This is a genomic window from Paenarthrobacter ilicis, from assembly GCF_016907545.1.
Lineage (GTDB): Bacteria > Actinomycetota > Actinomycetes > Actinomycetales > Micrococcaceae > Arthrobacter > Arthrobacter ilicis.
Genome location: NZ_JAFBCD010000001.1, coordinates 1,425,118 through 1,439,041, shown reverse-complemented (window position 1 = coordinate 1,439,041; position 13,924 = coordinate 1,425,118). Strand labels below are relative to the sequence as shown.

16 protein-coding genes are annotated in these 13,924 nt (G+C 63.2%); 9 read left to right on the top strand and 7 right to left on the bottom strand.

Annotation, left to right across the window (positions count from 1 at the left end; genetic code table 11):
* The first annotated feature begins 14 nt into the window (after positions 1 to 14).
* The 4 genes from JOE60_RS18310 (at position 15) to JOE60_RS06585 (ending at position 3,125) form a co-directional block, all read left to right on the top strand.
* On the top strand, positions 15 to 842 hold the full coding sequence (locus JOE60_RS18310) for a hypothetical protein (RefSeq protein WP_338112535.1): 828 nt from the start codon (positions 15 to 17) through the stop codon (positions 840 to 842).
* 124 nt (positions 843 to 966) lie between these two features.
* Entirely contained in the window at positions 967 to 1,374 is a 408-nt protein-coding gene (locus JOE60_RS06595; RefSeq protein ID WP_167264830.1) for a DUF4383 domain-containing protein, read from the top strand.
* A gap of 61 nt (positions 1,375 to 1,435) precedes the next feature.
* Entirely contained in the window at positions 1,436 to 2,029 is a 594-nt protein-coding gene (locus JOE60_RS06590; protein ID WP_167264829.1) for a hypothetical protein, read from the top strand.
* A gap of 76 nt (positions 2,030 to 2,105) precedes the next feature.
* Complete coding sequence (locus JOE60_RS06585) at positions 2,106 to 3,125, top strand: PHP domain-containing protein (RefSeq protein WP_167264828.1); 1,020 nt, start codon at positions 2,106 to 2,108, stop codon at positions 3,123 to 3,125.
* A 97-nt stretch (positions 3,126 to 3,222) separates the two neighbouring features.
* On the opposite strand, the gene JOE60_RS06580 is transcribed toward JOE60_RS06585, so the two are convergent.
* Positions 3,223 to 4,842 (bottom strand): solute symporter family protein, encoded by a 1,620-nt coding sequence (locus JOE60_RS06580; RefSeq protein WP_167264827.1) that lies wholly within the window; start codon positions 4,840 to 4,842, stop codon positions 3,223 to 3,225.
* Entirely contained in the window at positions 4,839 to 5,219 is a 381-nt protein-coding gene (locus JOE60_RS06575) for a DUF485 domain-containing protein (RefSeq protein WP_167264826.1), read from the bottom strand. Before JOE60_RS06575 ends, JOE60_RS06580 begins: the two co-directional genes overlap by 4 nt.
* Positions 5,220 to 5,398: 179 nt before the next feature.
* Between JOE60_RS06575 and JOE60_RS06570 the strand changes: the two genes are divergently transcribed.
* The 5 genes from JOE60_RS06570 (at position 5,399) to JOE60_RS06550 (ending at position 9,925) form a co-directional block, all read left to right on the top strand.
* A complete protein-coding gene (locus JOE60_RS06570; RefSeq protein WP_167264825.1) occupies positions 5,399 to 6,592 on the top strand; it encodes a sensor histidine kinase in 1,194 nt (397 codons plus the stop codon).
* Between the two features lie 22 nt (positions 6,593 to 6,614).
* Positions 6,615 to 7,334, top strand: a complete 720-nt coding sequence (locus JOE60_RS06565; RefSeq protein WP_167264824.1) for a LytR/AlgR family response regulator transcription factor — start codon at positions 6,615 to 6,617, stop codon at positions 7,332 to 7,334.
* Positions 7,331 to 7,693, top strand: a complete 363-nt coding sequence (locus JOE60_RS06560) for a DUF485 domain-containing protein (RefSeq protein ID WP_167264823.1) — start codon at positions 7,331 to 7,333, stop codon at positions 7,691 to 7,693. The genes JOE60_RS06565 and JOE60_RS06560 overlap by 4 nt, the downstream gene beginning before the upstream one ends.
* Entirely contained in the window at positions 7,690 to 9,156 is a 1,467-nt protein-coding gene (locus JOE60_RS06555) for a sodium/solute symporter (protein WP_167264822.1), read from the top strand. The genes JOE60_RS06560 and JOE60_RS06555 overlap by 4 nt, the downstream gene beginning before the upstream one ends.
* Before the next feature lie 67 nt (positions 9,157 to 9,223).
* Positions 9,224 to 9,925, top strand: a complete 702-nt coding sequence (locus tag JOE60_RS06550) for a hypothetical protein (RefSeq protein ID WP_167264821.1) — start codon at positions 9,224 to 9,226, stop codon at positions 9,923 to 9,925.
* On the opposite strand, the gene JOE60_RS06545 is transcribed toward JOE60_RS06550, so the two are convergent.
* The 5 genes from JOE60_RS06545 to tsf all read right to left on the bottom strand — a co-directional run bounded on the left by JOE60_RS06545 (position 9,922) and on the right by tsf (position 13,832).
* Entirely contained in the window at positions 9,922 to 10,506 is a 585-nt protein-coding gene (locus JOE60_RS06545; protein ID WP_167264820.1) for a DivIVA domain-containing protein, read from the bottom strand. The two genes, JOE60_RS06550 and JOE60_RS06545, sit on opposite strands and share 4 nt — an antisense overlap.
* A gap of 21 nt (positions 10,507 to 10,527) precedes the next feature.
* Positions 10,528 to 11,463 (bottom strand): phosphatidate cytidylyltransferase, encoded by a 936-nt coding sequence (locus tag JOE60_RS06540; RefSeq protein WP_167264819.1) that lies wholly within the window; start codon positions 11,461 to 11,463, stop codon positions 10,528 to 10,530.
* Positions 11,463 to 12,020 (bottom strand): ribosome recycling factor, encoded by a 558-nt coding sequence (gene frr, locus JOE60_RS06535; protein ID WP_167264818.1) that lies wholly within the window; start codon positions 12,018 to 12,020, stop codon positions 11,463 to 11,465. Before frr ends, JOE60_RS06540 begins: the two co-directional genes overlap by 1 nt.
* 116 nt (positions 12,021 to 12,136) lie before the next feature.
* Positions 12,137 to 12,874 carry a UMP kinase gene (gene pyrH / locus JOE60_RS06530; RefSeq protein ID WP_167264817.1) on the bottom strand — a complete coding sequence of 246 codons (738 nt, stop codon included), beginning with the start codon at positions 12,872 to 12,874 and terminating at the stop codon, positions 12,137 to 12,139.
* A gap of 121 nt (positions 12,875 to 12,995) precedes the next feature.
* On the bottom strand, positions 12,996 to 13,832 hold the full coding sequence (gene tsf, locus JOE60_RS06525; protein WP_011774217.1) for a translation elongation factor Ts: 837 nt from the start codon (positions 13,830 to 13,832) through the stop codon (positions 12,996 to 12,998).
* Between the last annotated feature and the right edge of the window lie 92 nt (positions 13,833 to 13,924).

Genomic DNA, 13,924 nt, shown 5'->3' with positions numbered 1-13,924 from the left:
AAAGGGGCACTACCGTGAGCAACCCGCAAGAACCGCACCAGCCCGATCAGAACCAACCCCCGCAGAATCAGCCACCGCAGAATCAACCCCCGCAATACCAGCCGCCGCAGTATTTGCCGCCGCAAAACCAGCCCGGCCCAAACCAGCCCAGCCAGAACCCGCCCCCTGTTCCGCCTGGCCCCGGCTACCCACCGCAAAGCGGAGCCTCGCCGCAGTGGCAGCAACCGGCGTCGGACGGCTCCCAAGCCAACCCTCCGTACCCGGCTCCGGGCGGGCAGTACCCCCAGACCGGCAACCCCTACCCGCAGACGCCGCCGGGCAATCCGTATCCGCAGAACCCCTACCCCCCGGCGGAGAACCAGCCCGGCCAGTATCCCCCCGGCCAGTACCCACCCGGCCAGTACGCTCAACCGCCCAAGAAGAACAGGAAGGTCCTCTGGATCGTCCTGGGCATCGTCGCGGGACTGATCGTGCTGGTGGTTGTTGGCATTCTGGTGTTGGTGAATGTGGTGGGCAATGCCACGTCCAAGGCGAGATCACTGGGTGACGAGTTCACCACCCTGATCGTCGCCGGCCAGACGGAGAAGGCCTACGACGACTACCTGGGCCAGCCGTTGAAAAACGAACTGGACAAACAAGCCTTCATTGATGGCATCGAGAGCTTGAACCTGGACAGCTCCTGCAAGCCCAATTACAACTCCGTCAGCGTCAACAATGACAACGGCAACAACAAGGCGGACCTGACCGGCAAGCTGCAGTGCGACGGCAAGACGATCGACCTGCGTTATGTCTTCGAGGGCACCAACGACCTGAAAATGACCACCATCCGGCTCCGCCCCTGACCTGCGAATTAATCCCGCCTCCCACCCATCCGAATTCCCGCATGGTCCGAATCACTGCTTGAAAGCCCCGCCTGGGGCTGAGCAGGACGGCCGGCATTCCGGCCATCATCGGAAGGTTTGGACCATGCGTACTTCGCCCAATCGTTTGATCGCTACCATTTTCGGAGCTGTCTACCTCCTGGTAGGCGTGCTGGGATTCTTCGTGACGTCAGGAATCGGATTCTTCGCCACTGAAGGCGCCAACCTGATCGTTTTCGCGGTAAACCCACTGCACAACATCATCCACCTGGCCATCGGTGCCGCACTTCTCTACGCCGGCCTGAACGGCGTGACCATCTCCAAATCCGTGAACACCACCGTCGGTGGCGTCTACCTGCTGGTGGGCATCGTGGGGCTCTTCCTGGTGGGCAGCTCGCTGAACATCATCGCCCTTAACGGTGCAGACAACGTGCTGCACCTTGCCAGCGCCGTGGTCCTGCTCGGTGTTGCCCTGTCGCAGGACAAGGCCGTCGTTTCTTCTGCCCGCGCCTGAGTCACCCCGCTCACAACCAGTAACCGGACACTGACCAGGACCACCCGGAAGGGCCTCAGCCATGGAGAAAAACAGCCAACCCACCCTCAGGGCGGCCACCACGCTTTTCGTCTACTTTGCCGCCATGGCGGCGGGCATGGTGGAGCTGTCCTTGGCTGCTGGGTACCTCACCGGCCCAGGCTCGGGAACCCCCGGGAGCATTGCCGCCGGTGCGGTCACCCTCCTTGCCGGGCTCGCTTTCCTGGCGTGGTCGCTCTTTGGCTTGCACCGCAACGCGCTGGTCTTCACCAAGTACGCGCTGCCGGTCCTGTCCCTTGCAGCCGTGGCCCACGTCGCAACCGTGGTCAGCGCAATTGCCGTTGAACGAACACTGGACGTCAGCAACTTCGCCGCTCTTGGCCTGACACTCATGGCTCTTGCCGGAGCCGGATGGTTGAGCCGGCAGAACAAGACCAGCGACGGCGGCGCCCACGGCCAGCCAAGGACCGGGCGGCTTCTGGCAGCCGCGTTCGGAGCCGCCGTCGTTGTTGCCTCAGTAGCCACACCTGGCTTGGCTGCCTCCATGGCGGGCCAGTACGCTGTCCCCCACGGCGAGCACGGCCAGGTGCCGGACCAGGGTTCCAATCCCGCCCTGGAGCAAGGCCACCACCACTAGGTGGCGGCCACTGGACAGGCGCATCATCAGCAGCGCCCTCTGTTGATGATGCGCCTTGTTCGTGGATTATGGAGCCATGGATCCCATTGAGGCGCTCGACGAAATTTCTTTCTGGCTGGAACGCAGCCAGGCTCCCACTTTCAAGGTCCAAGCCTTCCGTAAAGCGGCCGACGCCGTGCGGCAGCTTTCCGGGGATGAGCTCGTCAGGTTGGTGGGCAGCGGCCGGATCACCAGCCTCAAGGGCGTGGGAAGCCGGAGTGCAGAGGTCATCACCCAGGCCATGGAGGACAGGGTCCCCGACTACTTGGCGGACCTCCGCGAGCGCGGCGCCGAGCCGCTCGCGTCGGGCGGCGAGAGCATCGCAACAGCCCTGCGTGGCGATCTCCACAGCCACAGTAATTGGTCCGATGGCGGCTCCCCCATCGAAGCCATGGTTGCGGCAGCGCACACGTTGGGCCGTGAGTATCTGGCCCTCACGGACCATTCGCCCAACCTGACAATCGCCAACGGCCTCAGCGCCGAGCGGCTGACCACACAGCTGGAACTGGTGGACGGGATCAACGCCGGGCAGGATGGCTTCCGGTTGCTGAAGGGCATCGAAGTGGACATCCTGGAGGACGGCACGCTTGACCAGACGCCCGCGATGCTGGGCCGGCTGGATGTGGTGGTGGCCAGTGTCCACTCAAAACTCAGGTCCGATAAGAAGACCATGACCGCCATGATGCTGGGCGGCATCACCGATCCCCACACCAACGTGTTGGGGCACTGCACGGGCCGGCTGGTGCAGGGTTCCCGCGGCACACGTCCACAGTCCGAGTTCGACGCCGCCAGGATCTTCAAGGAGTGCGCCGAATGGGGCGTCGCCGTGGAGATCAATTCCCGCCCGGAACGGCAGGACCCACCGGACGATCTCATCGCCATGGCGCTGGACGCGGGTTGCCTGTTCAGCATCGACAGCGACGCACACGCTCCGGGGCAACTGGACTTCCTCCAGTACGGTGCGGCCCGCGCGGAGGCCGTGGGAGTTCCGCCGGAGCGCATCGTCACCACCTGGCAGCTGGACCGGCTGACCGAATGGTTGGCCCTGAAAAAATGATGCACCACCCGAAGGGCTCCCCCTGCTTTGCCGCAGAGGGAGCCCTTTGTTGGTTGCCGGAACGGTGTGGTTCCAGGAACGGTGTGGTTGGAGGGACCTAGTGGTCTACCGCCTTTTCGGCTCCAATACCTGTCAGTGAACGCACTTCCATTTCCGACTGCTTGGCCGGATCCTCACGCCGCTTGTCCAGGACCGTGCCAAGCCAGCCCAGGAAGAAGGCCAGTGGAATGGACACGATGCCCGGGTTGCTCAACGGGAAGATTGCGAAGTTTGCGCCTTGGATCATGGACGTCTTGGCGCCGGACACCACCGGTGAGAAGGTGATCAGCAGGATTGCCGCCGCCAGGCCGCCGTACATGCTCCAGAGCGCGCCCTGGGTGGTGAACTTCTTCCAGAACAGGGAGTACACAATGGTGGGCAGGTTGGCGGACGCTGCTACGGCAAAGGCCAGTGCCACCAGGAATGCGACGTTCTGGCCGTTGGCGAAGATTCCTCCAAGGATGGCGAGGACACCGATCACCACCACGGTCCGCCGCGCAACCTTGACCTCGGTGGTTGCATCAGCTTTGCCCTTGGCGATGACGTTTGCGTAGATATCGTGGGCGAAGGATGCTGCGGCCGTGATGGTCAGGCCGGCCACCACCGCCAGGATGGTTGCGAACGCCACCGCGGAGATGAAGCCCAGCAGCAGCGGGCCACCCAGGTGGAAGGCCAGCAGCGGTGCGGCAGAGTTGACCCCGCCCGGCGCGGACTTGATGGTCTCTGCACCCACCAGTGCTGCCGCTCCGTAGCCCAGGACCAGCGTGAACAGGTAGAAGAGGCCAATGAGCCAGATGGCCCACACCACTGATTTACGGGCTTCCTTGGCTGTGGGCACCGTGTAGAACCGCATCAGCACGTGGGGCAAGGCTGCAGTGCCAAGCACCAGTGCCAGTCCCAGGGACATGAAGTCCAGCTTGGTGGTCTCAGTCTTTCCGTACTGCAGGCCCGGGTTGAGCACGGCCGGGTTGTTGGCAGCCTCAGCGGCGGATCCCAGCAAGGATGAAACATTGAATCCGTAGATGGCCAGCACCATGGCGGTCATGACCGCCGCACCTGCAATAAGCAGGATTGCCTTGATGATCTGGACCCAGGTGGTGCCCTTCATGCCGCCGATAAGCACATACATGATCATGAGGGCGCCGACGACGACAATCACCAGTGCTTGTCCGCCCCAGTCACTGATTCCCAGGAGGAGCGAGATCAGGCTGCCCGCGCCGGCCATCTGGGCCAGCAGGTAGAAGAAGCAGACGGCGAGGGTGGACAAAGCTGCAGCAATGCGTACCGGCCGTTGGCGAAGCCTGAAGGACAGGACATCGGCCATGGTGAACTTGCCCGTGTTGCGAAGGAGCTCAGCCACCAGCAGCAGGGCCACGAGCCACGCGACCAGGAAGCCGATGGAGTACAGGAAGCCGTCGTACCCGTTGATGGCGATTGCCCCGGTGATACCCAGGAAGGAGGCTGCGGACAGGTAATCGCCGGCGATTGCGGTGCCGTTTTGGGATCCGGTGAAGGATCGCCCTGCCGCGTAGTAGTCGGCGGCGGTCTTGTTGTTCCGGCTGGCCCGGAAAACAATGACCATGGTGACTGCGACGAACAGGGCGAAGATGCCCATGTTCAGCAACGTGGTGTCCTTCAGGGCAGCTACATCGACTGCCGGGACCATGATGACGTTCATTTGGTTCCCCCGCTGATGACGTTGCCGTCCTTGTCGAACTGGTGGCCTTCAATGTCATTGCGTATTTCGGCCGCTATTGGATCCAGCTTCTTGTTGGAATAGCTCACATACCACGCTGTGATGCCGAACGTTGTGACGAACTGGAAAAGGCCGAGGATCAAACCGATGTTGATATTGCCCCACACTTTTGTGGACATGAAGTCAACGGCATAAGCGGCCAGAAGAACGTACGCGAAATACCAAATCAGGAATACAACGGCCATAGGGAAGACGAAGCTGCGGTGCCGCTTCCGCAGAGTCTTGAACCGTTCCGATTGCTGGACTTCCTGGAAGTCCACGGACGCTGTTGCGTCCTGGGGGTGGGCCTCATTACCCATGGTTCCTCCTGGTTGTGATGTGTCCACAGTGACTCCACACACGGCCCCACTGTGACTGCAATCACTATTGACTGTCAGCGGGGCCCGCTTCCAGAGCTTTGCCGGTGACCGTCGCTCAACGGTCGCGCCCCTGCGCCGAGCGGCGGGATCACGGCGCCGGTATTGGCTACGCTGGCTCTATGCCCGACTCCCCGCTGTTCACAGCCGCCGCGATCGCCGTCATCGTGCTGGCCGTCGCCGTCGTCGTGGGCGTTGGCCTCAAAGTGATCCGCTCCTTCCGGGACCTTGGCACCGACGCTGAGCGCGCCACCTACAACACCCTCCACGCGGCATCCCGGGCCGGCCAGCATCTTCGCGGCGGCCTCCAACCCGCCGGAGCGGCGAAAGCGAGCAAGCAACTGCGCGCACTCCTGGGCTGTGACGCGTTGGCCATCACGAATGGCGACTCCGTGCTGGCCTGGGACGGCGCGGGCGAGGAACTGCGGCCATCGCTGATGCCGCTTGCCGTGGAAGCATTGAGCAGCGGCCGGACCGTGGTGGTTCCCCATGCCGGGAGCTCCCCGGACGGCAAACCGGGGCACGGGTTCAGCGCGGTCATCGCTCCCATCCAGACCGGCTCCAGGGTGGTGGGATCGGTGGCCGCCCTGGCGCCGTCGGCCGGAGCCGGGCTGGTCCGGGCCACCAGTGAAGTGGCCGACTGGATCGCAGCGCAACTCGAACTTGCGGAGCTGGAATCGTCCAGGACCCTGCTCATGGAGGCGGAAGTCCGGGCACTGCGCGCCCAGATCAGCCCCCACTTCATCTACAACTCCTTGAACGCAATCGCTTCCTTCATCAACACGGACCCTGCCCGTGCGCGTGAGCTGGTGGTGGAGTTCGCGGACTTCACCCGCTACTCGTTCCGCCGGCACGGCGATTTCACCACGGTGGCGGAGGAACTGCGCTGCATTGACCGCTATCTGCTCTTGGAACGGGCGCGCTTTGGCGAGCGGGTCCAGGTCAGCCTCCGGATCGCCCCGGAGGTCCTCAGCACCGTGATCCCCTTCCTCAGCCTCCAACCGTTGGTGGAAAACGCTGTGCGGCACGGACTCGAAGCCAAGGAGGGCCCCGGACACATCACCATTTCCGCCAACGATTCCGGGGCGTTCGCTGAGGTCACCATCGAAGACGACGGCGTGGGGATGGACCCGGAGCACCTGCGGTCAGTCCTGGCAGGACACACCGATGGAGACCACGTTGGGCTCCGGAACGTGGACGCCAGGCTCAGGCAGGTCTACGGGGACGACCATGGACTGGTCATCGACACCGCTCCCGGCGAAGGCACCCTGATAACTCTCCGGGTACCCAAGTCGCAGCCGGGACACGACGCCTGAACCGCCGGGCTAGTCTATAAACATGATCAACGTGCTCGTCGCTGATGACGAACTCCCCGCGGTGGAGGAGCTCGCTTTCCTCCTGGATAGGGACCAACGGATCGGTTCCATTCATCGCGCTTCCTCCGGAGCCGAGGCCCTGCGGACGCTGGAAACGGAATCCATTGACGCGGTCTTCCTGGACATCCACATGCCGGCCCTCTCGGGCCTGGACATTGCCCGCGTCATCGCCCGCAGCAGTAACCCGCCGGCGGTTGTGTTCGTCACGGCGGATGAAGACTGCGCGCTGGAAGCGTTCGACCTCGCTGCCATTGATTACCTGCTCAAACCCCTGCGCGCCGAGCGGTTGACCCGTTCAGTGGACAGGATCAGCGACCTCATTAAGGACGGCGCTCCCGCCCCGGAGATGATCACCGTGGATTTGGGCAGCACAACACGCATGATCCGGCGTGACGACGTCACCTATGTGCAGGCCCAGGGCGACTACGCCCGGTTGCACACCAGCGAAGCGAGTTACCTGATCCGGGTCCCACTGAGCGATCTGGAGCAAAAATGGGCGGATGCCGGCTTCATCCGGATCCACCGCTCTTACCTCATTGCCCTGAGCCACGTCCAGCATCTCAGGCTGGCAGCCACCGGTCCCAGTGTGGCGGTCTCCGGGGCGGAGCTGCCCATCAGCCGCCGGCACCTACCGTCGGTCCGGGACAAACTGCAGTCCACCCGGATCCGGCCGCAAGGATGAGCCGCGTCCGTGTCACCGCACCGCGGCAGTTGGCCCCACTGGCATCCGGGCGGCTCCAGACATCCCGGGAGGCGCCCGACGAATCGGACTCCGCCCGGATCTACGTCCGCTCATTGATCCGCACCCAGTTGCGCTTGTCCATGGTGGTGGCCTGCGGCTTCCTGGTGATCCTGGCCGTGTTTGCCCTCTTCCTGGTCTACGGTCCCGGAGTCGCGGAGATCAGGATCCTGGGAATTCCGCTGGACTGGCTGGCCCTGGGGGTGGGCGTCTACCCGGTGATCGGGCTCAGTGCCTGGCTCTACAACCGCGCGGCCGCACGGAACGAGGCACGCTACCGCGATCTTGTGGGCGACCAATGAACCCAGCCGTCGGACTGTTTGCCTTCGTTGCCGTTTCCATCACGACGGCGGTGATCGGCTTCTACGGTCTGCGCATCTCCCGGACAACAGGGGACTTCTACGTTGCGTCCCGCACCGTCCCGCCTTGGTGGAACGCCTCCGCGATCGGCGGCGAGTACCTCTCAGCGGCCAGCTTCCTGGGAGTGGCCGGGCTGATCCTGCTCTCCGGTACTGATGCGCTCTGGTTCCCGGTGGGCTACACCGCCGGGTACCTGATGCTCCTGCTGTTCGTTGCCGCTCCCCTGCGCCGGTCAGGCGCCTACACAATCCCGGATTTCACCGAAGCCCGGCTGGAATCCGCCACGGTCCGGCGCGTTACCAGCCTGGTGGTGGTTGCTGTGGGGTGGCTGTACATCGTGCCCCAACTCCACGGGGCGGCCCTCACCATCCGCATCACCACCGGCCTGCCCTCCTGGGTGGGAGCAACAGCGGTGGTGGTGGTGGTTTGCCTGACGGTAGTGGCCGGAGGGATGCGCTCCATCACGTTCGTCCAGGCGTTCCAGTACTGGCTCAAACTGACGGCCCTGGCCGTTCCCGTGGTGTTCATACTGCTTGTTTTGGCCGGAAATTCCGTTGCACCGCAGGCACAATTGCCCGTCAACCCCACCGGCCAAGACCCAGCGGGGGCCTACCAACACATCTCCCTGATGGTGGCCCTCCTCTTCGGCACCCTGGGCCTCCCCCACGTGTTGGTGCGGTTCTACACCAACCCGGACGGTCAATCGGCACGACGCACCACACTGATCGTGCTGGGCCTGCTGTCAGTGTTCTACCTTTTCCCCACGTTGTCCGGCGCCCTCGGCCGTATGTTCGCACCGGAACTCGCGCAATCCGGACAGGCCGATGCCCTGGTGCTGCTGCTCCCGGGCACGTTGATCGGCGGCGTGCTGGGAGACGCGTTGTCCGCTTTGGTAGTGGCCGGGGCATTCGCCGCCTTCCTCTCCACCACCTCCGGTCTGGTGGTGTCCCTGTCCGGCGTCATCAGCCAGGACCTCTTCGGTGGAAGCGTCAAAGGGTTCCGGCTCGCAGCGGTGCTTGCCGCCGTCGTTCCTTTGGGTTTTGCCTTCATGACCGACTCGTTGGCGCTGGCCGGAAGCGTGGGACTGGTGTTCGCCTTCACGGCCTCCACGATCTGCCCGGTGCTGTTGCTGGGCATCTGGTGGCGTGGGCTCACGGACGCCGGAGCCATAGCGGGCATGGCCACCGGAGCTTTGCTGTGCGGCGGCGCCATGGTGGCTGGGACGATGATGGGCGCAGCCCAGGCACCCGCGTGGTTGGCCCAGCCTGCTGCCTGGAGTGTCCCCGCTGCATTCACGGTTACGGTAGCCGTGTCCGCAGCCACGCGGAAACGGGTGCCCGCAGCCGTGAACCGGATCATGTCGCGCCTTCACGTCCCGGAACGGCCGGTGGCTACGGAAAGGTAGCGGCAAACGTGCTGCCCGTCAGTCCGGGCCTGTTGTCCGTCCCGCCCACCGGGTGGACAATAGCGCCATGTCCGAGGAAGCAGGGATGCCTGGCCCGGAACCTCCCCCGGGGCCATCCGAAATCCCGCCCAGTGTCCGGGCGCAGCTACTGGCCACCGAACACTGGAGTTTGCTGGCGTCCAGGAGCACCACCCAAGGTGAGGTCCTTACGCGTATCAGCATGTTCCTGACCTTCACCTCGGCCAGTCTGCTAAGCGTGGCGCTGGTGGGGCAAGCCACCCAGTTTTCGGACTCATTCAGGGCCTTCGCCCTGACAATCCTGGGCATCGACGTGGTGGTGGGCCTGTTGACCCAGGTCCGCGTGATGAGCGTGGGCATGGAAGACCTGATGTACGTCATGGCCATGAACCGGTTGCGCGCCGCCTATGTGGACATGGACCCCGGAATAGCAAAGTACTTCATGGCCGGCTTCCACGACGACGAGGAAGGGGCAAAAACCACTTACTATTTCCTGGGCGGACGCAAGGATCTCAGCCAGGTGGCGGGCAGCAGCATGGTGTTCATGGCAACAGCCAACTCAGCCCTGATCGGCCTGTTGACCGGCTCCGCCATGGTTGCCCTCGGCGCAGCGGTAACGCTGGCGGCAGTGGTGGCACTGGCGGCGGCGTTGGTGTTTTTCGGAACCACGCTGTTCAGGGGCGGCCGGCGGTACTTCGCCGTGTGGGCGAACAACCGTCCGGTGTCCCCTACCCCTGGTAAAGGGGACTAGTCGATGGCCGCCATGAGTTCCACCACGCGTTCCAGGAACGCATCAACCTGCGCCTCTTCATAGCCATCATCACCCTTGGCAGCGCGAAATACCGATCTCCGCACCGTGTCCACGCTCAGCTGCTGGTCATTCTCCAAATAGCCAATGAGCTCAGCGCACAGGGCGTCAACATCCTCCACGTTGTAACTGCGCGTCCGCTTGCCGGCCGGGCGTCGGAACCGTTCGCCGTCGGGCCTGTGCAGCCGTCCCCGGAGGATCCCGGACAACTTGCCGATCTGGCGGAGCCAGGCTTCCTCTCCCTGCTGGGTGACCAGGTCATCCCGTTCACGCCGGGCAAATGCATCCTCCAGCCTGTCCAGCGCTGCGTCAACGCTGTGTGCGTCATAGCCGCCCTTGACCGGGTCAAAAGCCACTGCGCGCACATCAGAACTGGTTACCTGGTCGGCAGTGCCAACTGGGTTTTCGAAGGACGTCCGGGCCCGCTGGAGGAATTCATCCACCTGCTTGGCGTTGTAGCCGTATTTGCTGCGTTCCACGCGGTCAAAGGTTGCGGGGATTTGGCGTCGAATATCCACGGGCACTGATTTTCCTTCACTGGATTGCTAAACGCCGCTGAGCAGCGCGAACAGAATATAGGCTACGGGGGCGGCAAACACGATGGAATCCAGGCGATCCATGACTCCGCCGTGGCCGGGCAGAATGCTGCTCATGTCCTTGACGCCCAGCTCCCGCTTGACCATGGATTCGGCAAGGTCTCCGGCCGTGGCAGCTGCCACCATGCCGATCGCCAGGATAAGCCCCATCCACCACGGCCTGTCGAGCACAAAGATGCATGCCAGGACACCGATCACCATGGCTCCCCCGACTGAACCAGCGAAACCCTCCCAGGATTTCTTGGGACTGATCTTCGGTGCCATGGGGTGTTTGCCGAAGGTGGCGCCAACAATGTAGCCAAACGTGTCATTGGAGACCACCAGCAGCAGCATCGCCGCAATCTGCCAGGCTCCCTCAGGGATACCGTCGGGCCAGAAGCCAACGGGAGTTACCCCGCCGCTGGAATGCAGGGACAACGACGCGAAGCTGATCAGGAACGGAATCCAGGCAAGCGTGAACACTCCGGCAAAAACACTCCGCGGAGCACCTGTGGCACTCTCAATGGAGCGCCACAGAAGAACGGCCACCGAACTCACTGTCATGGTGAACAGCAGGCCCTCAAGGCCGCCAAAATAGGCAGACACCGGCATCACCAGGCTGCCCACCATCACGGGGATGATCGGCATCCTGGTGCCCTGCGCTTCAAGAGCGCGGAAAACTTCCCAAACACCCAAAACACCAAAAGCTGTGGTGAGGAGGACAAACCCCAGCGGAAGGAACAGCAGTCCACCCAGGACTGCCACCAGCATTGCCAGCCCGACGCCGATAGCCGCCGGAAGGTTGCGGCCCGCCTTGGGTGTGGGGTTGACCCGCACACGCCTGGCGCGTTTGGGGGTGTCGCGTGTCGGGACCCGCCCCGCGGGTGCCGGCTCTGCCTGATTCATCAGACCTCGAGCAGCTCGGCTTCCTTGCGCTTGAGCAGCTCGTCAATGCCGTCGACGTGCTGCTTGGTCAGGGCATCAAGTTCCTTCTCGGCGCGTGCGCCCTCGTCCTCGCCGGCCTCGCCGTCCTTGACCAGCTTGTCCAGCGTGTCTTTGGCCTTGCGGCGGATGCTGCGGATGGAGACCTTTGCGTCTTCACCCTTGCCCTTGACGATCTTTACGTATTCCTTGCGGCGCTCCTTGGTGAGCTCGGGGATCGTCACGCGGATAACGTTGCCGTCGTTCGACGGGTTGGCGCCTACCTCGGAGTCACTCAGGGCCTTCTCGATGTCGCGCAGTGCGGTCTTGTCGTAAGGCGTGATGAGGATGGTCCGGGCATCGGGTACGCCGAAGGAGGCCAGCTGCTGGAGCGGGGTGGGCGTGCCGTAGTATTCCACGATCACCTTGTTGTACAGGCCAGGATTGGCGCGGCCCGTCCGGATCGTGGCGAAATCGTCCTTGGCTACCTCAACCGCCTTGTCCATCTTCTCGCCGGCTTCGAGCAAGGTCTCTTCGATCACGGGTTTCTCCTCAGAAAATAGTGCTGCCCAACTTCGGGCCGCAATGCACGGTCAACAAATGCACAGTGTGGATCCACCCCGGAGGGCGGACAGTCCTTCAAATATCCTAGCCCTTGCTAGGGACTAACCAGGGTTCCCAGCGTTTCGCCGAGGATGGCGCGGGTAACGTTCCCTTCGCCCTCCATGCCAAAAACCACCATGGACAACTGGTTGTCCTTGCACATGGTCATTGCGGTCTGGTCCATCACCCGGATGTCCCGGCGCAGAGCGTCGTCATAGCTGAGGACATCGAGCTTCTCGGCAGTGGGATCCTTCTTGGGATCTGCGGTGTACACACCATCCACGCCACTCTTGGCCATCAGGACCACATCGGCGTGCACCTCGAGGGCGCGCTGCGCAGCAACGGTGTCGGTGGAGAAGTACGGCAGGCCGGCTCCAGCACCGAAGATGACCACGCGGCCCTTCTCCATGTGGCGGATGGCGCGGCGGGGAATGTACGCCTCGGCAACCTGCCCCATGGTGATGGCGCTCTGGACACGGGTCTCCACGCCGGCCTGCTCCAGGAAGTCCTGGAGGGCAAGGCAGTTCATGACCGTGCCCAGCATGCCCATGTAGTCGGCGCGTGAGCGGTCCATGCCGCTCTGCGACAATTCCGCACCGCGGAAGAAGTTGCCGCCGCCTACGACGATCGCAACTTCGACGTCGGATACGGCTGCCGCGATCTGCTTGGCAATGGCGCGGACGGTTTCAGGGTCGACGCCGAGCTTGCCTCCGCCGATGACCTCGCCGGACAGTTTCAGAAGTACACGTCGGCGGGTCTTCTCCGGCTGGATTGCAGTGTTGACGGTTTCCATGGTGCCTTCCCGTTGGTGGACTCTGGCTAGATTATCGTGCTGTGGGTCCGCGCAGATACTACCCGGACGGGTGCATGAAAAAGGGGCGGCCACCGAAGTGACCACCCCTTTTCATGAATTACTAGTTTCCTACGCGGAAACGGGTTACTGCAGTTGCCTTCACGCCGGCTTCTTCGAGGACCTGTGCAACAGTCTTCTTGGAATCCTTGGCGAATGCCTGGTCAACCAGAACTTCACCCTTGTAGAAGCCCGTCACGCGGCCTTCCACGATCTTGGAGAGAGCTGCTTCAGGCTTGCCTTCAGCCTTTGCGGTCTCTTCAGCGATGCGGCGCTCGGACTCGACCAATTCGGCCGGGACGTCTTCGCGGGTCAGGTAGTTCGGTGCCATGGCTGCAACGTGGACAGCGATGTCGTGTGCTGCGGTGGCAGCGGCTTCGCCTTCGCCGTCAACAGCGAACAGAACGCCAACCTGGGCCGGGAGGTCCTTGGACGTCTTGTGCAGGTAAGCGTCAACCGTGGTTCCCTCAACGCGGGAGATACGGCGGACAACAACCTTTTCGCCGAGGACAGCGCCCTCTTCGACGACAACCTCGGACAGCGGCTTGCCGTCGACCTCGGTGGCCAGGAGGGTTTCGAGATCGGCAGCGCCGGACTCGACAGCAACGTTGAGGACCTTGTCAGCCAGCTGGATGAACTTGTCAGCCTTGGCGACGAAGTCGGTCTCGCAGTTGACCTCGATCATTACGCCCACGCCACCGTTGACCTTGGCAGCAACCAGGCCCTCGGCAGTGGAACGGCCTTCGCGCTTGGTTGCGCCCTTGAGACCCTTGATGCGGATGATCTCAATGGCCTTCTCGGCGTCGCCATTGGCTTCGTCGAGAGCCTTCTTGACGTCCATCATGCCGGCGCCGGTGCGCTCGCGCAGGGCCTTGATGTCAGCAGCAGTGTAGTTCGCCATGTGAACCCCTCTGTCTAGAATTTGTGTGTTTACGGACTGACAGGACGGCAGCCCACCGCGTGAGCCGCCATCCTGTCAGATGCCCCTGATGC